This is a genomic window from Gemmiger sp. An120 (genome assembly GCF_002160955.1).
Classification (GTDB): domain Bacteria; phylum Bacillota; class Clostridia; order Oscillospirales; family Ruminococcaceae; genus Gemmiger_A; species Gemmiger_A avium.
In genome coordinates, this window is the sequence record NZ_NFLN01000004.1 from 200,524 (window position 1) to 222,622 (window position 22,099).

Here is a 22,099-nt window from a genome sequence, read left to right on the forward strand (position 1 = left end):
CATGCACGAACTGGGCATTGTGTTCCATATTATCCGCACGGTGGAGGACACCGGCCGGGCCAACCGGATCCGGCGGGTCAGCGCCGTGACCCTGGAACTGGGCGAGGTGTCCGGCGTGGTGGGCGACTACCTGCAGGACTGCTGGAAATGGGCCGCGGCCCGATCCGAGATGCTGGCCGGGGCGGAACTGCGGGTGGAAACCATCCCCGCCCGCACCCTGTGCGAAGCCTGCGGTGAGGTGTACCCCACCCTGCCCCAGGGGCGCATCTGCCCTGTTTGCGGCAGCGACCGCACCCATCTGATCCAGGGCAACGAAATGCTGATCCGGGAGATCGCGGTGCCGGATGAGCCGCCCGATGCGGAGAGCACATCCGCCTGACGGGCCGGCAGCTATATTCATCGATTCAGCCCGGCGTACCGAGCGCCGGGCCCATTTGAGGAGGTTTTTATCATGTTGTTTCAGATCTACGGTGAAAATGCCGGCTTCCAGCTGCTGGGCTGGGTGCTGGTATTTGCAGGGCTGGTGCTGGCCAACGAGCTGGCCCGGCGCACACCCCAGGGCGGCATCTTCTGTTTTCTGATTCTGCCCGCCGGGCTCACCGTTTACTTTATCTCCATCTATGTAGGCGCGGCCATGGGCGCGGAATGGGCCCTGACCAACCCCACCTATGTGCACATGAACAGCTGGTTCCACTACGCCAAGCTGTACGCCGCCACCGCCGGGTGTATCGGGTTCATGATGCTCAAGTACAAATGGGGCGTGGGCAAAACCCACTGGTTCAAGGCCTTCCCCTTTGTGATCGTGGCCATCAACATCCTGATCGCCGTGGGCAGCGACTTTGAGTCCGGCATCCGGGGCCTGATCTCTCTGGCCCAGAACGGCGACCGCTGGTGGCTGTCCAGCGAAAATGTCTGGCTGTACGGCGGCTGGTGGAACTGGGTCAACGGCATTGCCGGTATCCTGAACATCCTGTGCATGACCGGCTGGTGGGGCATCTACTCTTCCAAGAAGCGGACCGATATGCTCTGGCCGGACATGACCATCCTGTACATCATCGCCTACGACCTGTGGAACTTTGAGTACACCTACAACAACCTGCCCACCCATGCCTGGTACTGCGGCGTGGCCCTGCTGCTGGCCCCCACCTTTGCCAACGCGCTGTGGAACAAAGGTGGCTGGATCCAGAACCGTGCCAACACCCTGGCCCTGTGGTGCATGTTTGCCCAGGTGTTCCCGCTGTTCCAGGACGCCAGCGTATTCAGTACCATCCCGGTACTGTACGCGGACGGCGTGATGGATCCCACCGTACGGCCCACCGCTGCCGATCCCACCATGCAGGGCGTGATCGCCATCCTGGCGCTGGCGGCCAATGTGATCGTGCTGGCTATCATCATCAAGCGCTCTGTGCAGCAGAAGAAGAATCCCTATACCAACGAAATCTTTGCTGATACCCGTGATTTCCGCGAGGCGATGGAGCGCGCAGAGTGATCTCTCCCCCATCCGGCAGCACAGGCGCTCTGCGTGCAAAGTGAACCGGTTCCGTAAAAACAGACTGTAACAACAGCCCCCCTGATGTAGGAATCTGCAAGTACTACATCAGGGGGGCTTTACGTTAAGCAACGGAAAAGCGCAGTGGGACGTGTTGAAGCCTTTGTTTGGCGTTAAAACCTGTCCGCCGGGAGGGAGCCAAGCCGCGCAGGCAAGAAGCCGGAACGACAAACGGATGACCGTGCTTTGCTTGTTTGTGCAGTTGGCGGGGCGCATTTTCGACGCAACAAAAGAAGTTGTTTTTTTATCGACAGCCGTCTTTTTTGAACCTCTCGCCTAACGATTGATTTTTGGCATATAACAAACGGGAGGCACGGCATTTGCCGTGTCTCCCATTTTTGATGGTTTCAGCCGCCGCGGCGTTTTTTCAGCAGTGCCCGCACGGCGTTCACATACCAGTCTGCAAGGCCGCGCTTGTAAAGCTCATGGAACGGCGCATGGCTGGTATACAGGGCGTTGTATTCTTTCATCCACCCTTCTTCCATGCCCGGACAGTAATGGTATTCCTTTCCCGGCACATCCCGCAAACGGCGATATGCTTTTTCGGCCGGCTGCGAAAAAATATTCACAAGAAACGCTTCAAGCTGGCTGTATCGTGCGTCCACATAATCTTCCTGCACAAAAGCCGGCTGATGCAGCACGGAAAGATACTCATCGTCATTTCTGTCCAGCTGCTCAACACGCTGCAGGATTCGCTCCCAATCGTAGTCATAGTCAGCGGCATTGATGTATGCGTTCGGATTTAGTATCTCCGCAGTTTCCACATGCCCGCAGTAAATGGGCACCGACCAGGCTGCAAGCGGATGAATCACTTTTTCGCTGATATATCCGGGGTAACTGATGCTTTCGATGGCCAGGCTGAATTTGCTCTTTTGCTGAAGCTCCAGTTTTCCGCCGCCAATTGCGTGGGTAACCACCTTTCCGTCCGGCATATTGTTCAGAAAGGTGCCTGCCGCTGCCACAGGTTTATAGGCGTTCAAAACATCAAACGCCTTTTTTCTGTGACCGTAATCGTCTTTTCCATGCCGATAGATCAAATCACAGAAGATTTCTTTTCGGGCCAAAATGTCGGTGGGAACCGTTTTATGCTTTTCCTGCGCCATGAAAAGATATTGCGGATAGTCCCAAAAACAGGGAAGCCAAAAATACCGATCGCCAAACCGGATCCGATCATGGCACATAAAATAGTCGAACTGGTTGAAATTCGGCGCGAACGTGTCCCAGGATATTCCAATGCGCACACAGTCGTAACGGGTATACTCAAACGGGGCCGTTGCAAAGGAGCATAACAGGTATTCCGGGTCCTCACTCATCTCGATCTCGTAATGCTTCGAGAGGATCTGCCCAAACACACTGTTTTCGAAGTCGAAACCCGGCCAGAAGCCCAGCAGCTTTAAGCGTATTTTTTTCATCTGTCACCACCCCCGATTTTGGCTTTCAGTTTCTCCAGCACCGCCTGCTTTTCACCGCGGTCAAAACCCAGCAGAAAGCCGACCCCGTACCCCATTCCACCTGTAACAGCGGCCGCCGCCGCGAATTGCAGCCAGCCGCCCGGTTCCAGCAGATTGTTCATCACCCGGAAGAACACCGTGAGGATCCCCAAAAGGAGGATGTTCCGCCCCAGACTGGGAAAGAAGCAATACCATTTCTCCCCCAGTACCCGTGCCACATAGATCGGCTGGATCAGCCAGGCGTTTAAAAGCGCCCAAACGCAGGTTCCCAGCACGATTGCAAACACCCCCATCGAGGTGGTGCGCAGAAAAACAAACTTGTTGACCAGGCACGCAATCCCCACGCCCAGGCTGATCAGCATCGGGATCCTCACCCTTTTGTAGATTCCCGGGATCACCAGAAGCGCTTCCACTATGGCATTGGCCGCGGACGGCAGAAGCAGCAAAATGGTGAGCAGATACAGCTCTGTTACCTCCTGCGGGGTTTTGGTGGGCAGCCACAGGCGGAAGAAGGAATCGCCAAATCCAAACAGGCCGGCACAGGGCACCATAAGCAGCACCGCAATATAACGCATCGCGCTCTTTACGCTGGCCAGCAGTTCACGCTTTTTGCCTTTTGCATACAGGATCGTAAACTGCGGATGAAACGCCGAAGCCACTGCGCTATACAGGGAGTCGAACGCCTGTTGAAAGACCCGCACAATGGCCAGCATCCCCATCTCCGCCGGGCCGACAAACAAATTGGCCAGCACAAGGTCGAGCCCGCTGGTCAGCAGTGAGCTGATGCGGGAAAGAGAACTCCAGACCCCATAGCGGAACATCGTCCACATCGCGCTGCGCCGGATAAAGCTGCGGTCGAAGCGGATCTCCGGCAGGATGCGTTTGGTGACCGCCCAATAGCCGCCGTACAGCACCAGGGTATAGATCAGGCCGCCCACCGAGATGAAATATACATGGGGAGCAAAGAAATACAGCAACGGCACCAGCACGGCTACCTTGCCGATATTGGCCAGGATGGTGAGCATGGCCGAGATCTCGATCCGATTCGCCGCAAAGCAGCTGCTGGCAAAGACCGACAGCACCGTAGTCACGACAAAGTTGAGCACGGCCACCGCGAAGGTGATCCTTACATCCCCCAGCAGATGGGGCGAAACGTCAAAAAAAGTCTCGACCCGCGCCGAGATACCCAAGCCCACCGCCAGGATCGCCGCCGAGAGCAGGCCCTCCGCCATCAGCACGGACCAGAAATAGACGTTCATCTCTTCCTTTTCGCCGCGCTGATAGGCAACTGTAATGAATCGCTGCGCCATTGCATTGAATGCCAGTGTCAGGATACCGGCGTAGCCGATGAATGTGTTGGCCAGCCCCACATAGCCATACGCCTCGTCCCCCAGCGTACTCACATAATACGGGGTGAGCAGATAGCTGATGCCCAGTGTGAACAGGCAGGAAACGACGTTGGCAAGGACGGTCAGATTGATTTTTGCTGATTTCATTCCATTAGGTCCTTTTCGGGTTAAAAATAAGAGCGCCAGTTTTTCACATATCGTGACAGGTCATGCTTTCTGCCCCACCACGACTCCGCAAACGGGACCTTGATCTCGGGATTGGGCAATATATGCTCCTCTATGAATCCTCTTTTCGAAAAGTCCATTTCCACATTTTCCCGTGCCAAAAGATCCGGCATATCCTGGCGCCACTTCCCTCGATGGATTGCGCCACCCACCGGATAATCGAAGATAAGCGGTGCGCCGTTGGCAAGGATGTAGAACTTTTTTCGAGTCTTGTAATAGCGCGCTCGAATAGTGCCGAATTCTTCAAACTGCCATGCGTTCTCGTGGTCGCGCAGCAAGCTGATCAACTCTTTTCGATTCCATAGACCGGCCTGGCAATTCACTACGTACGCTGTCACACGTTTGCGCAGTTCAAAGTTTTCAAACCGCTCATCTTTTATATTTTCAAAGTAGTCCGGGAAAAGGCTGAAGTTTGCAATTTCCGGATTCTGTTGCATCCAGTACACGCAGTTCTCCAGTCTTTCAGTGTCCACCGGAGCCTGCAGAAAGAAATCATCCAGAAGCATCAGCACTTGATCAGTCTGTATCTTCTTCAATGTTTTGCGCAACCGCTTGCCCCATGTCATGTTTTTCCCGAAACCAAAGGCTTCTATTTCCAAACCCGGCCACTTGAAGTCCAACGTTTCCGTATTCAGTACGATCTTGTATGGGCAATCCGGCCAATAGCGCTTGAGCAGCGCAAAAAAAGCAGGCCAAAGATCCCGGTAGGCGTCGCAGGAGGACACCACGATCGTGCAGTCCTTTGTATTTCTCATGCTTTCAATCCTTTCTGTCGGTCTTTAAGTATCTCCATGCTATCAGCCCAAAAGCCCTGTATTTTACAGCAGTCATCAGTTTATCTTGCAGCGAGAGTTCCCGGCTGGCCCAGAACTCGCGTCGGTTCCGCCTAACCCATGGCTTAAGTCGCATTCGCATTTGTTTTGGTGCGCCGCCTTTGACCGCCAGGATCATTTGGATCATTGCCTGTTTGCAGATATTCGCTTTTACTTCATTTGCAAACTGCGGATAGTATTTTTGATAAAACTCATACCGCATCTCGCCGGCTTTCAGCTGATCGAAGTTCCTTTCACTGAACGCTTTTTGGGTGGTGCTGCCCGCGCGCAGCCGATAGAAATAAACCGCGCGCTGATCGATCGCGATGGTCTCGCACTGGTGGAGCAGCGCATGCATCACCGCCTTGTCTTCATACACCATTCCCTCTGGGAACCGCAGAGTATCGAACAGTGACCGGTGATACAGTTTGTTCCAGGGGCTGCTGGAAATGCGTATGTCATTCATCAGCAAACGCATGACCGTTTCCTTGTCGATCACCTGCCGCTGCTGAAACCCGTCCACAAAAAGCCATCCCTGTTTGCCTGCATCATCCTGCGTCCTGACTGCAGACATAACCGTCTGGGCAGAAAACTCCATCGCACTTTCCACAAGATATTTGTACATATCCCTGTCAACGAAGTCATCCCCATCCACAAAGCCGATGTAGTCGCCGCTCGCCCGGTCAAGGCCCATGTTCCGTGCGGAGGACTGACCGCCGTTCGCCTTGTGCAGCGCCTTGAAGCGCTTATCCCGCGCCGCCCATTCATCGCACAGCCTGCCGCTCGCGTCGGTGGAACCGTCATCCACAAGGAAAACTTCCAGATTTTCGTAGGTCTGTGCTGCCAGCGATTCGATGCACTGTGGCAGATATTCCTGAATGTTATAAATCGCCACGATCACACTTACTTTGGGCAGCATAAGCGTTTCTTCCTTTCTGATTTTGCAGCACCACTCTGCCGTGTGGCTCTGCCGGGATGTTGAATTTCAGATTGATCCCGGCGATTCACGCGCTTCTGCGGGTCATTGCACCCCTTCAGCACTCAACGCGCTCAAACCACATAGCCCGTTTTCGCGGCCTGTGTTTCCTCGCACATTTTCCGGCGCAGCTCATCTGAGACATTTTGCCGCAGCGTGTATTCCTCGCCGTATTTGGGGATCGCCGGGTCCTGCAGGGCCTGCCGGTGCTTTTCCAGTAACGCGTGGGTCGTGGTGATAAAGCGGGCCGGGTTGCCGGCCCACACTTCCCCTTCCGGGATGTCCTTTACAACGCAGGAGCCCGCGCCCACGATGACATTACTGCCAATGGTCACGCCGGGCAGAACGATACTGCCCGCACCGATGAACACGTCGTCGCCGATGACCACATTGGCAACGCGCGTATATCCCAGCGCCCGGTGCATCGACGCATCATGCGCCAGAATATGCACCCGGGGCGCCAGGGTAACGTTGTTCCCAATGCGGATATGCCAGCAGTGGCCCGGATCGATGATGCACTCGCCCATGCGGTGGAACCCCGTGCCCACCTGCAAACCGTTTTTGACCAGCGTTTCGGTGGGAACTTCGCCCCGCAGGCGATCCAGAAAATAATGCAGTTTTTCCTTGATTCCCATACAGGTCACTTCCTTTTCCCGGTCAGAGTTTCATATATGGCCATCATCCGCTTGTAGGCCCCGGGGCCAAGCGTGCGCGCCACGCCGTTGCGCACCGCCCACTTGAGTTTGTCGCCGCGGGGCATCCAGCTGCCTTCGTAATACTGCACTCCGTAGGTCTCCGGGGTGATGCAGAACTGCAGATCCTGGTTTTTGGCGCAGAACGTTTCCACCGGCCAGATAGAAATGCCCTGGGTCAGCGTCTGCCTGCGGCCGCTGCGTTCCAGGCCGCGGGCGCACAGCAGCTCGGTGAAAATACGGGGGTTGGGCTGCGCCGTGATGCGCCCTGTCTCGTCCTGAAAGGCGTTTTCCTCATAATACTTTTTGAATTCGTTGATCAGCGGATGGTTTTGCTCAGCGGCCAGCACCCCGACCATCACGCTCTGCTCCGTTTCAAATCCCGCCACCAGCGAAGCATCCTGCAGCAGCGGGGTGATGTCTTTCAGCAGTTCCTCATCGGTGTCCAGATAAACGCCTCCATAGGTCTGCAGGGCACACAGGCGGGCATAGTCGCTGACGTAAGCATAGCGTTTGGCTGCATATGCCTGCCGGGTGAACCGGGTAGCGTTCACGTCGAAGTTATCCTCTGTCCATTCCATGAACTCATAGCCGGGCAGCTTCTCTTTCCAGGAGTTGATACATTTACAGATCAGTGCAGATTTTTCGCCCCGGCCGAACCAGCAGTAATGAACAATATGGGGTATCATCTGTTCTCTCCTTCAGTGTCTGATGTCACGTTGCCATTTGCTCCTTAAATACAGGCTCGCCGGATACATCACAGCTGCCAGCAGCCGGCCGGGTGCGTTTTGAATCGTCTGCGCAAAACCAACGCCCTGCATCCCGGTATAAACGTCGTACAGCAGCGCGCCTTTCATGCGGATCTTCAGGCAGCAGTGAGGATCCATCAGCTGTCTGGCCCGCACCGCACCGCCCCGGGGCGAGGACATTTTCATAGCCCGGCCGTTCTTGGTCAGACCATCCTCCAGATAATCGCACAGATAGATCACCCGGTTGATTTGAACCACGTCGTACCGCGCCGCCATGGGGATCCATGCCACGTCCTCGCTGATGAAGCGTTCGCCCGGAAACTCGGGAAACGGGAATTCGCGCAGCACGCGGGTATAGTATACCTCCGCTTTATCGCCCCACATACCCTTGTTCAGCCGGTCTCGGATGTAGTTGCCGATGGATTCCGGCTGCGGGAACAGCCCGTCCAGCACGGTGCCGTCCTCGCAGCCTTTCAGAAAGCAGAAGCCCGACAGCCCCTCCTGCCCGCAGTATCGGTCGCGGGCGGCCACGATCTGCTCCACCGCGTCGGGCGTGAGGGTATCGTCGCTGTCTACGATGAAGGTCAGCTCCGTGTCGATCCGGCTCACCCCCAGATTGACCGCGGTGTGCCTACCCCCGTTGGGTTTCTTGATGTAGCGGATCGCAAAGGGCGCCCCGCCCTGGATGTCGCGCATGTACGCTTCGGTGCCATCTGTGCTTCCGTCGTCCACCACCAGCCAGACAAAGTCCCGGAAGGTCTGCCTTACCAGCGAATCATACAGGCGCGGCAGCAGATGCACGCGGTTATAGGCCGGTGTCAGCACCGTTACAGCAGTCATCTTCCTCTTCCTTTCCGGCGTAAACGCCGCAGGTGTTTTGCGCCACCTTCTGCCAGCTGAACCGGCAGGCGGCATAGTCTCGGGTGTTCGGGCGCGCCACCGGCTGCCGGAATTGCTCCAGCACGCGGTACAGCGCATCGGTGTTTTTGCTTTTAAAATAGGTCGCGCATTCTTCCATGACCTCTTTGTTCTCCGGGATGTCGCTAACGATACACGGACAGTTGTAGCTCATCGCCTCCAGCAGACACATGGGCATCCCCTCCGCCTCGCTCGGAAAAACGAACGCGCGTGCGTTGGAGTACAGCTCGTCTAGCAGCTCCCCCTGCACAAAGCCGGTAAAAATCACATCCGGGCAACCGGCTACCTTTTGCCGGATGCTCTGATAAAACGCCGGCACGTGGACACTGTCACCGGCGATCACCAATTTGGGCCGGGGCTGCGGCAGCTGCAGGTAGGCATCCACCAGGTATTCCAGCCCTTTACCCGGCACGATACGCGAAAGGAACAAAAAATAATCGTCACCAGCCAGGTTCCAGTTGCTTTTGATCTGCGCGGGGCGGCGGATCTGCCGGAGCTGCACTCCGTTTGGGATGTAGCGGGTTCTGCGTCCATAGGTGCGCAGGAAATACTGCTGCGCATCCCGGCTGAGAACAATGACCTCGTCGGCGTACTTTGCCACGATCTTTTCACCCAGACGGATGTACCAGGCGGCAAAGCCTTTCCATTTGGGGGTCTTGTAATTCAGGCCATGCACTGTGGCTACCGTGCGTATACCCAGCAGATGCGGCAAAAGCAGCATCACGCTGGGGCCGATGGCGTGATAGTGGATCACATCATAATGTCCGAACAGCGCGTGCAGTGTGGCGAAAAAGGAATACACCACCGCGTCCAGACTTTTTTTGTTGATGGTCGGCACCCAGATCAGGTGCGCGCCGTTGAAAGCCTTCTGCCGGGGCACTCCCCTGCATCTTCGATTGTAGGCGGTCACTTCATGGCCCATGCACACCAACTGTGCGGCCAGTTCTTCCACGACCACCTCAACACCGCCCTCCCGCCCCGGGATGCGTTTGTGGCCAATCATCGCTATCTTCAATTTACGCTCCGTCCTTTATAGAGGCAAAAAGTTCTTCGTATCGCTGCTGCAGCAGCGGTGCAGCGCGTCGGATATCGTGCACGCCCATTTCCCGCGCGGCCCGTTCGCCGGGCGCTTTTGCCGTTCTCTCCATCGCCTGTGCCCATGCGGTTTCGCCGTTCTCCAGCGCCAGGAAGGCACATTTTTCCGAGATGCACACATCCCGCGGCACATTGGCAGAAAACAGCACCGGCAGATCGGCCGCCTGGGCCTCCAACCCGACCATGGGCAACCCCTCGAACAGGCTGGGCATCGCAAACAGATCCATCGCCTGCATCAGCGCGGGCACATCGTCGCGCACACCCAAAAAGCGCACGCTTTCCCCCAAACCCAGCTGCACAGCCGTATCTTTGGCCTGCTGCTGCAGCTCGCCAGCGCCCGCCAGGAGCAGCAGGCTGTCCGGAAGGCGTTCGTGCAGCTGCGCAAAAGCGCGGATCAGGAAAGGCTGGTTCTTGGGGTAATAGAAGCGGCCCACATGCCCCACCACGAAGGTATGCGCCGATATGTTCAGTTGTCTGCGCGTTTCCTGACGCAGCTGCGTATCGAAGCGGTAGCGGGATGTGTCGATCGCATTGGCGACCACCTCAAAGGGTCGCCCGCGAAACAAAAAGCGCCCCGCCGTCTCACCGCAGGCCAGTTCCAGTGTGGTAACTGTGTGCAACTGCCGGCGGAACAGCAGTTTGAGAGGATATTTCATGTCGCGGTCGATGCCCGCACTGTGGCTGTGGGCGATGCGCACCGGCACCCCCGCCCCTTTTGCCGCCAACAGCGGCAGATAGCTCATGGCGTCGATATGGCTGTGAACGATTTTGTATTCCAGATGCTGACGGTAAAACTCCGCCATCGACCGAAAATATGCCGGATAGTTTTGCGGATACAGCCGCGGCGCATGGTAGACACGCCCGCCCAGTGCCGCGATCTCCGCGTCGTAGTGGCCTTCTTCCGGCCGGTGGGTCAGGAAATCAAACTGTACCCGGCTGCGGTCCATCTGCCGGTAATAGTTCATCAGCATCGTTTCCAGGCCGGCGCGATTCATTTGATTGACGCATTGTAAAATCCGCAGCATCCAGCTTCCTCCTCAAATTTTGCAGGATCGGCACCAGCCGAATGGCGCCTGCGGGGCTGCGGCATCCCGCGCAAACCGTTCAGTATGCCCCTTCGCCCCGCAGCACGACGCCCACCGTTTTAAACAGGATCTTCATATCCGTAAAGAACCCCTGTTCCTCTACATACTTAAGATCCAGCTTCATCCATTCATCAAAGCTCAAATTGCTGCGGCCGCTCACCTGCCAGTAGCAGGTAAGTCCCGGCTTCACCGCAAGGCGTCCCCAGTCCCAGTCGGTGTATTGCTCCACTTCACGGGGGATGGGCGGCCGCGGCCCCACGATGCTCATATCACCTTTGAGAATATTGACAAGCTGCGGCAATTCGTCGATGCTGGTCCTGCGGATGAAACGTCCCACCGGGGTGATGCGAGGATCGTTTTCCATCTTGAACGCAGGCCCATCCACCTCATTGAACTTTTGCAATTCCGCCAGGCGTTCCTCCGCGTCCACATACATGCTTCGGAATTTGTACATCTTGAAGCGCACGCCGTTTTTTCCCATACGCTCCTGGGCGAAAACAGCCGGGCCGCCGTCATAGCGCTTCACCGCCAGGGCGGTGACCAGCATGATCGGGCTTGCCAGCACCAGGCCGACGCCTGCGCCCACAAGGTCCATTGTCCGTTTGATGAACGCCCACGCAGGGCCCTTGTCCGGTGTGCTGCGTACGTTGATAAGCTTCAGATTCCCCGCCGCCTCCACCGTGGGCGTGGCCGGGATAAAATCGTTGTATTGAGGGATCACCGATGCCTTTGTTCCATAGCGGCCGCAGGCGGCGATCATCGCCCCCAGCTGATCCAGATCCGCCCCCGGCAGGGCAAACACCACCTGGTCCGCATGGCAGGTGCTGAGCATGGAAGAAAATTCCTCATAGCCGCACAGACGTGGCGCGGCACAGCCCGCCCGCTCGCTGGCGGAAACATAGCCTGCCAGATGGAAACCGTACCGGGCGTTTTCATTGACATATCGGATGTATCGGTCGGCAAATTCGCCCTCGCCCACCACGATCAGCTCCCGCCGAGCGTAGCCCAGGCTGCGGCTACGGCGCAGAATGCCCCGCAGCAGCACCCGTTTTGCCAGCACCATGGCCACGCTGAGCACATAGAAGAACCCCAGCACCAGGCGGGAAAAGTCGGTGAGGCGGGCGACGTACAGCACCGCGCCTACCCCCAGAATGCCCACGCCGTTGATGAGAGCGATGGTATGGGCCTCCTGCCAAAAGGTCTGGAAGCGGAAAGAGCCGTACAGACGGCAGGCCACATAGGCCACGCCGATACAGGCGGCGTACACAAAGGCCACCAGGAAATACTGTTTATTCAGCAACTCCAGCAGGCCGTCGTCGGAGCCTGTCATAAAGCCGTTTCGCAACCAGTTGGCCAGCACATAGGCCACGAGGATCAGCGCCACATCCGCAGTGAAGTTGACCATATTCACAAGCCACTGGTGTTTTCGCATCGCTTTTCACGCCTTTTCATTTCAATTCCCAGATAGAAACAGTATACCATAAAGCAGACGCACTGTTCAATGTATCCGGCCCGTTGCTCGGCTGGTTTTCCGCATTTTCAGCGCCGCTCGGCATTATACCGTGCGATGATCGCAGCGGTCTCCCGCTCGGTGGAGTCCATTTCCCGGAAGAACATCTGTGCATCCCCTCCGTAGCGTACCGTGTCAATCATCCCCCGGCTTTCCAGCACAGGACCCATCCGCCCCGGTTCCAGAAGGAGCGAAACTCCAGTTCAACACCCCAGGCCGGCAAGCAGCGCTTCGCCCCTACAGCTTCAGCGCAGAGCCAAAATAATATAGGAAAGCCCGCCAAGCCACAATGAGCCCGGCGGCGCTTTGCTCGCTCACCGTACCGTCGGCGAAATATTCTTCCGTGACCGCCTCGTTCAGACCATCCTGTTCCTTGCCGCGTCGATCCGGCCAAGGTGAAAAGCCTCCCAACCGCCGGTATTCCAGGCTTTTCGGCACCCGGCAGATCCATCCCGTCAGTGTTCAGAAAGGCGCTGCTGTGATCTGCCCGGCCGAACTTCTTTCGCCGGACGCCCGATAGAACCGCGCCCCGCTCAAGGCCGTTTTCCAGCACTTGCCCGGTTCTGCCGGCAGCATTGTGCCTTATCGCGGCTCATCCTCCGCTGCGAAGCTGGGTGTGCGCTCCGCAGGCAGCAGATACAGCACGCAGGGCAAAAGCCACAGGCACACATTGATGCAGGGCCAGCAAAAATGCACATCCATGAAGGCCTGAGCCAGCATCGCCACCAGGCAGACGCTCTCGGTGACTGCGCCCTTTTTCAAAAGTCGCCACAACAGCACTGTGACCGCGCCCCAGAGCAGCAGACTCATCACCGGGCCGCTGTAGATCCACTGCGCAACATAAAAATTGTCCACCACAAAATTTTCTTCCAGCAGCTGCTGGCCGGCAATAGCGATATGGCTGCCGGTCAGTGCCTGGTGAGCAAGATCCAGCCGCCCGGTAAACAGTTCGTTCAGCTTTTCCCAAAAGGGGATCGCGGGGTCGTACAGCCAGCCGCTCAGCAGGCTGACGAGAAAGACTGCCGCCGGAGCAACGCTTACCAACACCCGCACCCACTGCGGCTTTGCAACGGCGGGAGCAAAGCGCAGCAGCAACGAAAGCACCAGAACTAAAACGATGCAGACCGTGGCGCACCGGCTATCCGGCCCCTGGTCGGAAAATACCGCCGCCGCCGCCAACAGCACGAAGTCAAACCATCGGAGGTTTTTCACCTGCCGCCAGCACACATACATCAGGCACAGGCCCAACAGGACAGCGCCGGTAAGGGTATACCAGCCATAACCGAAGCTATATCTTGATCTTCCGTTCTCCCACACGTCGGACAGCATCGGAATAAGCCCCGCCGCAGCCCCCAGAACCACCGTTAAAAAGCTTGCCGCACTCACCGCAAGGCCCGCTTTCAAGGTTCGGCGCAGGGGCGCATCCTTGGCAGCCAGCGCAAACAGGATACCAAGGATGAACCAGTAGCTGTGGTTGTTGATGAACACCCAGCGGGACACAAAGAAAAAGCACCAGCCCGCACCCCACTGCCAGCCAGAATAGCGGGTGAAGAGAGTCAGCTTGAAAAAGATGGCCGCAAAATAGACCACTTCCAGTTTGGGCGCCAGAAAGCTATACCATGCATATCCCTGTTCTCGCACCAGACTGCTCATGAAAAACACATCAAATTGCAGCAGGACCACCGCAGCTAGAAACAGCCATCCGCCCGCGGCCCGGCGTATCTCCGCGGCCCAGCCACCAAAGAGGAACCTCTCGGTTTTAAGTAGGTCTGCCGCTTTGTCCTGCAGCGTTCCCCGAACAGTTAAGGCGCGAATTACCAGCCAGACGCCCCCCAGCGTCCAAACGCACAGGATTAGATCCATCCAACTGTATACTCCGTTCAAAAAGAAAGATTGAAACACTCTCTCATTCCCTTTCATAGCATTTCAATATAAGGCTATTTTATATATTATACTCAAGAGCTTTTGTCTTGTCCACATTCGAGTCGGGCGAAACTAACCTTCAAGTGTCGGGCATTCGCAACCAAATTTAGTCGGAAAAGATAAAGCCACTACCGACGCTCTTCTAAATCCTGTACACTGGAAAGTGCCAACAACCCAGTGGAAAGGAATAGCGATGAAAGAGCAAAATGGTAATGGCTTTGCACCAAGTATAGCACAAGCCATAGAAGAAATGAAGGCAGAACAGGGAGACTCTTTTTCCCTGGAACACATCAACTTAGCGGAGTTAGAACGACGAACCGGCATATCCCGCAGCAGACTGCGCAGACTCAAGAGAAACAGGTTTCAAGACTTGCCTCGCAGCACAAAAGGTCGCAGACATCGGATCACAAAACTCAGCGGTTATACTGGCCTGTTGGACAGCTTGCTGCGCCAAGGCGTCAAGAATTCCTCTGTCGTATTGGAGCGTTTGAAGCAGGCTGGCTTTGAAGGAGGGGCGACCATTGTAAAAGAGTATATCGCCGCTCACAAGGAGCTCATTCCGGCAAAACGCCAGTTGGTTGCACCGCAGGGGAATCGTGGCCGACGGTACGCTACAAAGCCCGGTGAAGCCTACCAGATGGACTGGGGATTCACGGATGTCCTAGATCACAACAGTCGGACCTACCGCGTTGCCTGCTTTGCCATGATCTGTCACCACTGTGGCCAGCGGTATATTGAGTTCTTCCCCAACGCCCGGCAGGAAAACCTATTTATTGGGATGATCCACGCTTTCCAGTACATGGGGATTCCAATTAACCGACAATATGAAGAGTGTCGTGCTGCACCGGGATCTGGAGGGACATCCAGTCTGGCAGAAAGACTACGAGGCCTTTATGCAAGCCCTGGCCTTCGAGACAAAACTTTGCAAGCCACGGCATCCCTTTACCAAGGGCAAGGTGGAGCGGTTGGTTCGCTTCGTGAAAGACAATTTCCTGGCTGACCGAGTGTTCTGTGATCTTACAGATCTGAATTGGCAGGCGCTGGAATGGTGCAACAAACAGAACGGAACATACCGCCGTACTGTGGATGGTGCGCCTCAAAAGATTCACGAAACTGTATGCGGAGAACAACTGCGTATGGTGCCGGAGGATTCTGTCCGATTCTATCTCTGTCCAGAAAGAAAGATTTCCTTTGATGGCTTTGTAAATTACGAAGGCAGGCGTTTCGGTGTACCCTACAGCTATCCTGGCGCAACAGCAAGAGTAGAGCGCAGCGGTGATTTGTTGCGTATCTATTCTGCTGATCTGAAGGTACTGCTGGCTACACATGCCGTTACCTGGAGCCGCACCGACAGCTTCTGTGAGGGACAGTACGAATCCTTGGCACAGCCAGAAGAATTTCCCACAGCGCCTGTACAAACGCAGATCTTTCAGTTGCCAAAACCCTCTCAGGATCTCTCCTTTGCCAAATTCGATTTTGACAAGGAGGACCAGGTATGAAGGAAACAATCTTTGAGCAGGTGGCGTCCGCTGCTTCTGTTTTGAAGCTGGATCTTTCCGCTGAGGAATTCGCTCTGTTCGCAGAAGACCGGGAATTCTCGGAAGCGGGAATGGAGGCGGTACAGATGCTGCTCGGCTATCTTAGCGAAAAGAAACAGCAGACCACCATTCAGACCTTATTGAAGATGAGTCGTCTTCCCACAAAAGCACCCAAGACCTTTGAGAATTTTGACTTCTCTCTGCTCAAGGGGAAAGATGTGGAACGCCTGAAGGTTTTGTCCTCCTTGAACGCGATCTACTCTCACCGCAACCTGGCCTTTATTGGCCCGGCAGGCACAGGCAAAACGCATTTGGCTCAGGCTTTCGGATACGCCTGCTGCCAGCATGGGTTAAAAACCTATTTCATTAAGGCATCCGAACTCCGTGACAGATTCACAGCAGCCCGACGTTCCGGAAAGACTGATTCCTGCCTAAATGGTCTTGTGCGCCCTTCTTGCCTGATTATTGACGAGATTGGCCACTGTGCCTTTGACAAGGAGAATACCAGGCTGTTCTTTGACCTGATTGACCGGCGCTACAACAAGGAAGGCAGTTTCAATATGATCTTCACCAGCAACAAGAATCCGGCTCTCTGGCGTGAGGATTTTGAGGAAGATGCCACCTTGTGTACGCTGGACCGCATCTTTGACGATGCCACTGTGTTTAAGCTGCGTGGTGAAAGTTTCCGGGGAAAGAAGCTGGAAACCGTCTCACTGCAAACTGGCAGGGTACCTACAGTTGAGCCGGCAGTAACGAAAGAATAACTAATCTATGAGTGCTGGGTTGTTGGCACTCTTTTTGTTTATTCTACTAGCTCTGGGGGTCGCCGACAAAAATTGGTTAAATACTCCCGACAAAATATGGTCGCGATCTCCCGGCGCCAACAACATCGCGCCCGGACAGGCCCTCCCTATTACGGCCGCAGGAGATATTGTACCGTTTTAAGCCGGTGAGATTCCGGATGTCTAACAAAAGCAGAGGCCCCGCGGGCTGCCCGCAGGGCCTTTCGTTTATTTGGGAAGCCTCTTGCAGTCCGTCCGCGGGGCATCCGATCGGCGGCGCGTCGGCGCGTGCCCGGATCTTCCGCTCTTCCGAGCCGCCCCGCGGGCTGTCGCTGCTGAAAATCCTATGCGCCGCCTCCATTTGCAAGGGCGGATGCCGCTCAGCGGATATAGAGGCTCAGGATATTCAGCAGAATCTCCACGCTCTTGTCCATCCGCTCGGCGGTGATGAACTCGCAGGGGCCGTGGAAGTTGAAGCCGCCGGTGCCCAGGTTCGGGCAGGGCAGCCCCATCCAGGACAGCCGCGCGCCGTCGGTACCGCCCCGGATGGGCAGTTCCTTCGCCTCCAGGCCCGCCTGCTCTATCGCAATGCGGGCGTTCTCGATCAGATGGAAATGGGGCCGGATCTTTTCTTCCATATTGTAGTAGCTGTCCCGCAGTTCCAGTTCTACGGTGCCGGGGCCATAGGTGTTGTTCATGGTCTCAGCCACCTGCCGCAGGAACGCCTTGCGGGCCTCAAACTTTTCCCGGTCGTGATCCCGCACGATATACTCCAACTTTGCCTCGCTCACGCTGCCGGTCAGCCGGTCCAGGTGGTAGAAGCCCTCGGTGCCCTCGGTGGTCTCGGGGCGCTCGCTGGCAGGCAGCATGGCGTGCAGCTCCATGGCCAGGTTGGAGGCATTCTTCATCAGCCCCTTGGCGGATCCGGGATGCACCGAAAAGCCGTGAACGGTAAACACCGCCGACGCAGCGTTGAAGTTGCAGTACTCCAGCTCACCCACATCGCCGCCGTCCACCGTATAGGCAAAGTCTGCGCCGAAGCCAGCCACATCAAAATTGTCGGCACCCTCGCCGATCTCCTCGTCCGGGGTAAAGGCCACACAGATCCGGCCGTGCGGGCGGTTCTCCGCCTGCAGCCGTTCCACCGCAGTGAGGATCTCCGCGATGCCCGCCTTGTCATCCGCCCCCAGCAGGGTGGAACCGTCGGCGGTGATCAGGGTCTCCCCCTTGCAGGCGGCCAGGGCCGGGAACCGGCTGACCTCCATCACATCACCGGTGGCGGGCAGCCGCACATCATTCCCGTCGTAGTTTTCGATCAGCTGAGGCTTGACCCCTTCGCCGGAGGCGGCGGGCGAGGTATCCATGTGGGCAATCAGACCGATGGCGGGCTTGTCCTCACAGCCCGGGGTGGCGGGCAGAAAACCGTACACATAGCAGGTCTCATTCACCCGCACATTCTCCAGCCCCAGTGCCCGCATCTGATCCGCCAGCAGCCGGGCCAGATCAAACTGTCCGGGGGTGCTGGGATGGGTACCGGTGGTATCGTCCGAGGTGGTATGGACCTTTACATAATCCAGAAAGCGTTCGTATGCGCGCATGGGCACGCCCTCCTTTATGGTTGTTCTCTGCCTTGTATCATACCACATTCCCCGGCAAAGGGAAAGGCCGGCATGCGCCGGCCTTTTCAGTATATCAATGCAGGCTGCCCTCCGCTGCCGGAATGTCAGCGGCGTTGGTCTCAATCGCCCGGATGGCAGCCTCCAACCCCCGCACGATGTCCGCCAGCGGCAGGCTGGGCACAGGCGACGGGCGACCGGCTGCCTGCTCAGTCAGAAACGGCACATGCAAAAACCCACCCCGCACACCGGGATATTCGGTTGCCAGAAGATGAAGCACGCCATACAGCAGATGGTTGCACACAAAGGTTCCCGCCGTGTTGGAGAGGTCGGCGGGCACGCCCGCGTCCCGGATAGCCTGCACCATCGCCTTGACCGGCAGGGTGGAAAAGTACGCCGCCGGCCCGCCCACTACGACGGGGCAATCGATGGGCTGGTTGCCCTCATTGTCCGGGATGCGGGCGTCGTCGATGTTGATGGCTACCCGTTCCGGGGTAAGGCCGCGGCGCCCGCCCGCCTGCCCGACACAGAGCACTGCGTCCGGGGTTTCCCGCCGGATGGCCGCGGCCACTGTATCCACCGATTTTCCAAAGACGGTCGGCACTTCCAGCTTGACGATCTCCACGCCGCCGATCCGGGGCCGCACCTGCCGGACGGCTTCCAGCGCCGGATTGAGCGTCTCCCCGCCAAAGGGATCAAAGGCTGTCAGCAGCAGCTTCATAATGCGTGTCTCCTTTTGCTTTTTGCAGAAATTCCCGCCACCGGGCCAGTTTTCCCGGCAGCACAAACGGCAGCAGCGCCAAGCCCATAAACGCAAGCGCCAGCACTTCCAGCAGCACCAGATAGTAGGGCCAATCCGGCAGGAAGCTCAGCAGCGAGGCGGAGTCCGGTTTCCGGGCCAGGAACATGTAGTTGCCCCCGGTCAGCAGGTTGGCGGCGCCGGCGCATACCGCCAGCAGCTGCAGCCAGACGAAACTCTTTTTCAGCGAGGACAAATCCACCCGCCAGCCCCGCACAGCCAGGAAGTAGAAGATGGTCACCACAATCATCCCATGCCCCGCAAAGAACTGGAAAAACCGGAAATGCGGAAACACATAGCCATCCATGCTGGGGGTGAGAAGCGCCTGCGCCGTACCGCAAAGCCCCCAAAAGTACACCACCTCAAAGATGCGGTGATCCTGGGTGATCCAGAGTGCCACACACAGCCAGACACTGGCGCCGCAAAGCTGGAACGGCAGGCAGGTGGATGCATCAAACCGTCCGATGGAAGCATACCACAAGTACAGGGCCAGCTGCTGAAATACCATAAAGGTCAGAAAGATACGGCCCAGCATGCCGCCCGCAATTTTGCCATCCTCCCGGGCGCGAAGCCGACTGCGGAATACAAAGAAACTCAGGCACACGATCCCGATCCCCGCCAGTGCCGCCAAATGCGGCAGAGAAAAGGTTGGGAACGACTGATACGGCATCTCACAGAAAAACTGCTCCACACAAATCTCCCCCTTCTCTTCGATACTAGCACAGGGGCAGCGCAACAGCAAGAAGCCGCGTTAATTCTATACATATTTTCGACAGAAACTGTACGAACCGGGGCACAGTGCTCCGGTTCGACGGCAGTTTTTTTGCTCCCCGACGGGGGAATGTGCTATAATGAAAAAAGCCGTTTCGGCCAGACTAACAAAGGGGTACCAAGCCATATGAACGAAAAAGAAGTCGCGGAGATTCGCCGCCGTTACCGTCAGGGAAAGAGCTCCGTTTCCCATATTGTGGGCTGCTATGTAAACGAGAAGCGGGAGATCGTAGCCCGCTTTGACCAGTCTCTGACCCTGTCCGGGCAGGAGGAATCGGAGAAGTTCCTGGCGCTGCTGCGCCGTACCCTCTCCGGGCAGCTGGGCAAAAACCTGATCGATATCAGCTTTTCCACCGCGCAGGTCGCGGGTAACGAGGGGGACGAACATGCCCTGCTCATGGCCCTGCGGAACTCGGCGCTGGAGGACGAGCCTGCCCGGGAAGAATTCTTCGCCCGCGCCATCGAAGCCATCGATCTGGAGGGCAATTATCTGATCCTGCTCACCTGCGACCGGTATGATGTGCCCTACTACGCCAAGGACGGTCAGCGTCAGGACGACGCGGGCAGCGAGGTGTACACCAGCATCCTGTGCAGCATCTGCCCGGTCAAGATGACCAAACCGGCGCTGAGCTATTTTGTATACGAGAATGAGTTTCACAACCGGGAAGCAGACTGGCTGGTAGCCGCGCCGGAGATGGGATTTCTCTTCCCTGCCTTCACTGACCGGGGCGCGGATCTGTACGGGGCACTGTACTACACCCGGGACGCCTCCCACAGCCACACCGGCTTCACCGACCGGATCTTCCATGCCCCGATCCCCATGCCCGCCGCCGCGCAGAAAGAAACCTTCGAGACAATCCTGGCGGAATCCCTGGGCGACGACTGCAGTTGCCAGGTGGTGCAGGCCGTGCAGGAGCAGCTCTGCAGCCTGATCACCGAGCACAAGGAAAGCCACGAGCCGGAGCCCCTGGTCCTGAACCGCCGCCAGGTAACCGAAATGCTCGCCGACTGCGGCGTGTCGGAAGAACGCGTGAACGCCTTTGCCGACCGCTTCGACGAGGACTTTGGCCCGGAAACCACCCTCAGCCCCCGCAACCTGGTGGACACCAAACACCTAGAACTGCGCTGCCCGGATGTGACCATCCAGGTCAATCCCGAGCGCGGCGACCTGGTGGAAACCCGGGTGATTGACGGCGTCCGGTATATTCTCATCCGCGCCGAAGAAGGCGTGGAGGTCAATGGGGTGGAGGTGCAGATCAAGGAGTAACTGCAACAGGGACGGCTGACACGGCCGTCCCTGTCTTTATGTTTCGAATTTTCAAGCAAGAAGTTCAGGCCGTTGCTTGCGTAAAATTGCCACCGCCGCCTTCACTGCCGCTTCACTCTTTCCATTCTCAAGAATCGCCTCAAGCTTTTTTGTCTCAATACGGGCAGCCCGTTCGGTCTCTGACTGTTTCCACTCAGTATACGAGTGAGCCAAGCGCACCACATCTTCTTCTGTTTTAGGCAACTCTTTGGTGCGCATAAATTCCTCATAAGCTGTGCAATACAGTTCCACTTTGTCTGTAAATGCAATCTGCCGGCCATGATCCAGCCAAAGGATTTTATTGCAAAGCGACTGCACTTGACGCATGGAGTGCGAGATCAAAAGGGTAACAGCCCCACCTCCTATAATCTCCTTCATCCTTTTTTCGCTCTTTTTCCGAAAACCACTATCACCAACGCTCAGCACTTCGTCCAAAATCAGGATCTCAGGATCTACTAGGCTGGCAATAGAAAATCCCAACCGTGCCTTCATTCCAGAAGAAAGCTGCTTAAAGCTTCGTTCCTCAAATCCCTGTAATTCCGCAAATTGAATGATATGGTCATACGCCTTCAAAGCATACTCTTTGGAATACCCCATCATAGCAGCACGTAAAATTGTATTTTCTCGCACTGTTAAATCCGGGTCGAAACCAGCACTCAATTCCAGCAGGGCTGTGACTTTTCCGCCTCGGGCAATAGTTCCGCAGGTCGGTTTTACCACTCCGGCAATCGCCTTTGCCAAGGTGCTTTTACCTGCACCGTTGTGGCCGATGATTCCCAACATATCCCCCTGCTTTAAAGAAAAGGAGACATTATCCACCGCTACAAATTCACGGATTTGAAAGTCTCTCTTGATCTTTCGGATAACCGTTTCTTTCAGCCCAATATCCAGAACATCTCCCACCGGGTATGCAATTCTGAGATTTTTGACATCAAGCACTTGCATTCCTCCTA

Annotated in this window: 23 protein-coding genes; 6 read left to right on the plus strand and 17 right to left on the minus strand. The window is 56.6% G+C overall.

The annotated features are described in order from the left end of the window. The first annotated feature begins 1 nt into the window (after position 1). Both B5E65_RS05665 and B5E65_RS05670 read left to right on the plus strand, forming a co-directional pair. Positions 2–379: a hydrogenase maturation nickel metallochaperone HypA gene (locus B5E65_RS05665; RefSeq protein ID WP_087170794.1), complete on the plus strand. Its 378-nt coding sequence runs from the start codon at positions 2–4 to the stop codon at positions 377–379. Between the two features lie 72 nt (positions 380–451). Continuing rightward, entirely contained in the window at positions 452–1,489 is a 1,038-nt protein-coding gene (locus tag B5E65_RS05670) for a DUF5692 family protein (RefSeq protein WP_087170795.1), read from the plus strand. 407 nt (positions 1,490–1,896) lie between these two features. Here the strand turns inward: B5E65_RS05670 and B5E65_RS05675 are convergent, their stop codons facing one another. From B5E65_RS05675 to B5E65_RS05730, 13 genes are all read right to left on the minus strand, one after another. Beyond that, a complete protein-coding gene (locus tag B5E65_RS05675; protein WP_087170796.1) occupies positions 1,897–2,961 on the minus strand; it encodes a glycosyltransferase family 10 domain-containing protein in 1,065 nt (354 codons plus the stop codon). After that, positions 2,958–4,496, minus strand: a complete 1,539-nt coding sequence (locus B5E65_RS05680) for an oligosaccharide flippase family protein (RefSeq protein WP_087170797.1) — start codon at positions 4,494–4,496, stop codon at positions 2,958–2,960. The genes B5E65_RS05675 and B5E65_RS05680 overlap by 4 nt, the downstream gene beginning before the upstream one ends. 20 nt (positions 4,497–4,516) lie before the next feature. Continuing rightward, positions 4,517–5,329: a hypothetical protein gene (locus tag B5E65_RS05685; protein WP_087170798.1), complete on the minus strand. Its 813-nt coding sequence runs from the start codon at positions 5,327–5,329 to the stop codon at positions 4,517–4,519. Between the two features lie 4 nt (positions 5,330–5,333). Next, positions 5,334–6,305, minus strand: a complete 972-nt coding sequence (locus B5E65_RS05690; protein ID WP_087170799.1) for a glycosyltransferase family 2 protein — start codon at positions 6,303–6,305, stop codon at positions 5,334–5,336. Between the two features lie 131 nt (positions 6,306–6,436). Next, positions 6,437–6,997 carry an acyltransferase gene (locus B5E65_RS05695; RefSeq protein WP_087170800.1) on the minus strand — a complete coding sequence of 187 codons (561 nt, stop codon included), beginning with the start codon at positions 6,995–6,997 and terminating at the stop codon, positions 6,437–6,439. A 5-nt stretch (positions 6,998–7,002) separates the two neighbouring features. Beyond that, positions 7,003–7,743, minus strand: coding sequence for a glycosyltransferase family 32 protein (locus B5E65_RS05700; protein ID WP_087170801.1), 741 nt, complete (start codon positions 7,741–7,743; stop codon positions 7,003–7,005). 12 nt (positions 7,744–7,755) lie between these two features. Continuing rightward, complete coding sequence (locus B5E65_RS05705) at positions 7,756–8,643, minus strand: glycosyltransferase family A protein (RefSeq protein WP_158098525.1); 888 nt, start codon at positions 8,641–8,643, stop codon at positions 7,756–7,758. Continuing rightward, on the minus strand, positions 8,609–9,736 hold the full coding sequence (locus B5E65_RS05710; protein ID WP_143402978.1) for a glycosyltransferase family 4 protein: 1,128 nt from the start codon (positions 9,734–9,736) through the stop codon (positions 8,609–8,611). The genes B5E65_RS05705 and B5E65_RS05710 overlap by 35 nt, the downstream gene beginning before the upstream one ends. A gap of 1 nt (position 9,737) precedes the next feature. After that, complete coding sequence (locus B5E65_RS05715) at positions 9,738–10,841, minus strand: glycosyltransferase family 1 protein (protein WP_087170804.1); 1,104 nt, start codon at positions 10,839–10,841, stop codon at positions 9,738–9,740. A 79-nt stretch (positions 10,842–10,920) separates the two neighbouring features. Continuing rightward, positions 10,921–12,333: a sugar transferase gene (locus B5E65_RS05720; protein ID WP_087170805.1), complete on the minus strand. Its 1,413-nt coding sequence runs from the start codon at positions 12,331–12,333 to the stop codon at positions 10,921–10,923. A 107-nt stretch (positions 12,334–12,440) separates the two neighbouring features. Then, complete coding sequence (locus tag B5E65_RS16165; protein WP_158098526.1) at positions 12,441–12,581, minus strand: hypothetical protein; 141 nt, start codon at positions 12,579–12,581, stop codon at positions 12,441–12,443. Between the two features lie 67 nt (positions 12,582–12,648). After that, positions 12,649–12,849: a hypothetical protein gene (locus B5E65_RS05725; protein ID WP_087170806.1), complete on the minus strand. Its 201-nt coding sequence runs from the start codon at positions 12,847–12,849 to the stop codon at positions 12,649–12,651. A 144-nt stretch (positions 12,850–12,993) separates the two neighbouring features. Further along, positions 12,994–14,274, minus strand: a complete 1,281-nt coding sequence (locus B5E65_RS05730; RefSeq protein ID WP_143402979.1) for a hypothetical protein — start codon at positions 14,272–14,274, stop codon at positions 12,994–12,996. Positions 14,275–14,527: 253 nt separating this feature from the next. Between B5E65_RS05730 and B5E65_RS16385 the strand changes: the two genes are divergently transcribed. The 3 genes from B5E65_RS16385 to B5E65_RS05740 are packed head-to-tail and all read left to right on the plus strand — an operon-like array spanning position 14,528 to position 16,636. Next, complete coding sequence (locus tag B5E65_RS16385; protein ID WP_206406280.1) at positions 14,528–15,334, plus strand: hypothetical protein; 807 nt, start codon at positions 14,528–14,530, stop codon at positions 15,332–15,334. Next, positions 15,312–15,833, plus strand: a complete 522-nt coding sequence (locus B5E65_RS16390) for a Mu transposase domain-containing protein (RefSeq protein ID WP_206406281.1) — start codon at positions 15,312–15,314, stop codon at positions 15,831–15,833. Before B5E65_RS16385 ends, B5E65_RS16390 begins: the two co-directional genes overlap by 23 nt. Then, positions 15,830–16,636 (plus strand): ATP-binding protein, encoded by an 807-nt coding sequence (locus tag B5E65_RS05740; protein ID WP_087170808.1) that lies wholly within the window; start codon positions 15,830–15,832, stop codon positions 16,634–16,636. The genes B5E65_RS16390 and B5E65_RS05740 overlap by 4 nt, the downstream gene beginning before the upstream one ends. 398 nt (positions 16,637–17,034) lie before the next feature. Here the strand turns inward: B5E65_RS05740 and pepT are convergent, their stop codons facing one another. The 3 genes from pepT to B5E65_RS05755 form a co-directional block, all read right to left on the minus strand. Beyond that, positions 17,035–18,252: a peptidase T gene (gene pepT / locus B5E65_RS05745; protein ID WP_087170809.1), complete on the minus strand. Its 1,218-nt coding sequence runs from the start codon at positions 18,250–18,252 to the stop codon at positions 17,035–17,037. A gap of 94 nt (positions 18,253–18,346) precedes the next feature. Then, a complete protein-coding gene (gene pcp / locus B5E65_RS05750) occupies positions 18,347–18,991 on the minus strand; it encodes a pyroglutamyl-peptidase I (RefSeq protein WP_087170810.1) in 645 nt (214 codons plus the stop codon). Then, entirely contained in the window at positions 18,966–19,760 is a 795-nt protein-coding gene (locus B5E65_RS05755) for a YwaF family protein (RefSeq protein ID WP_087170811.1), read from the minus strand. The genes pcp and B5E65_RS05755 overlap by 26 nt, the downstream gene beginning before the upstream one ends. Before the next feature lie 207 nt (positions 19,761–19,967). On the opposite strand from B5E65_RS05755, the gene B5E65_RS05760 reads away from it, so the two are divergent. Next, positions 19,968–21,107: a DUF4317 domain-containing protein gene (locus B5E65_RS05760; RefSeq protein WP_087170812.1), complete on the plus strand. Its 1,140-nt coding sequence runs from the start codon at positions 19,968–19,970 to the stop codon at positions 21,105–21,107. 51 nt (positions 21,108–21,158) lie between these two features. On the opposite strand, the gene B5E65_RS05765 is transcribed toward B5E65_RS05760, so the two are convergent. Then, the gene (locus B5E65_RS05765) at positions 21,159–22,085 is read right to left on the minus strand and encodes an ABC transporter ATP-binding protein (RefSeq protein WP_343286390.1); all 927 of its coding nucleotides are present in this window, start codon (positions 22,083–22,085) and stop codon (positions 21,159–21,161) included. Between the last annotated feature and the right edge of the window lie 14 nt (positions 22,086–22,099).

What these genes read in the sequence shown, in the direction of transcription:
- B5E65_RS05715 (WP_087170804.1), bottom strand. Translation starts at nt 10,841, where the DNA reads ATGCTGCGGATTTTACAATGCGTCAATCAAATGAATCGCGCCGGCCTG.
- B5E65_RS05665 (WP_087170794.1), top strand. Translation starts at nt 2, where the DNA reads ATGCACGAACTGGGCATTGTGTTCCATATTATCCGCACGGTGGAGGAC.
- B5E65_RS05670 (WP_087170795.1), top strand. Translation starts at nt 452, where the DNA reads ATGTTGTTTCAGATCTACGGTGAAAATGCCGGCTTCCAGCTGCTGGGC.
- B5E65_RS05685 (WP_087170798.1), bottom strand. Translation starts at nt 5,329, where the DNA reads ATGAGAAATACAAAGGACTGCACGATCGTGGTGTCCTCCTGCGACGCC.
- B5E65_RS05705 (WP_158098525.1), bottom strand. Translation starts at nt 8,643, where the DNA reads ATGACTGCTGTAACGGTGCTGACACCGGCCTATAACCGCGTGCATCTG.
- pcp (WP_087170810.1), bottom strand. Translation starts at nt 18,991, where the DNA reads ATGAAGCTGCTGCTGACAGCCTTTGATCCCTTTGGCGGGGAGACGCTC.
- B5E65_RS05680 (WP_087170797.1), bottom strand. Translation starts at nt 4,496, where the DNA reads ATGAAATCAGCAAAAATCAATCTGACCGTCCTTGCCAACGTCGTTTCC.
- B5E65_RS05740 (WP_087170808.1), top strand. Translation starts at nt 15,830, where the DNA reads ATGAAGGAAACAATCTTTGAGCAGGTGGCGTCCGCTGCTTCTGTTTTG.
- B5E65_RS05700 (WP_087170801.1), bottom strand. Translation starts at nt 7,743, where the DNA reads ATGATACCCCATATTGTTCATTACTGCTGGTTCGGCCGGGGCGAAAAA.
- B5E65_RS05695 (WP_087170800.1), bottom strand. Translation starts at nt 6,997, where the DNA reads ATGGGAATCAAGGAAAAACTGCATTATTTTCTGGATCGCCTGCGGGGC.
- pepT (WP_087170809.1), bottom strand. Translation starts at nt 18,252, where the DNA reads ATGCGCGCATACGAACGCTTTCTGGATTATGTAAAGGTCCATACCACC.
- B5E65_RS05690 (WP_087170799.1), bottom strand. Translation starts at nt 6,305, where the DNA reads ATGCTGCCCAAAGTAAGTGTGATCGTGGCGATTTATAACATTCAGGAA.
- B5E65_RS05760 (WP_087170812.1), top strand. Translation starts at nt 19,968, where the DNA reads ATGAACGAAAAAGAAGTCGCGGAGATTCGCCGCCGTTACCGTCAGGGA.
- B5E65_RS16385 (WP_206406280.1), top strand. Translation starts at nt 14,528, where the DNA reads ATGAAAGAGCAAAATGGTAATGGCTTTGCACCAAGTATAGCACAAGCC.
- B5E65_RS05730 (WP_143402979.1), bottom strand. Translation starts at nt 14,274, where the DNA reads ATGGATCTAATCCTGTGCGTTTGGACGCTGGGGGGCGTCTGGCTGGTA.
- B5E65_RS05720 (WP_087170805.1), bottom strand. Translation starts at nt 12,333, where the DNA reads ATGCGAAAACACCAGTGGCTTGTGAATATGGTCAACTTCACTGCGGAT.
- B5E65_RS16165 (WP_158098526.1), bottom strand. Translation starts at nt 12,581, where the DNA reads ATGGGTCCTGTGCTGGAAAGCCGGGGGATGATTGACACGGTACGCTAC.
- B5E65_RS05675 (WP_087170796.1), bottom strand. Translation starts at nt 2,961, where the DNA reads ATGAAAAAAATACGCTTAAAGCTGCTGGGCTTCTGGCCGGGTTTCGAC.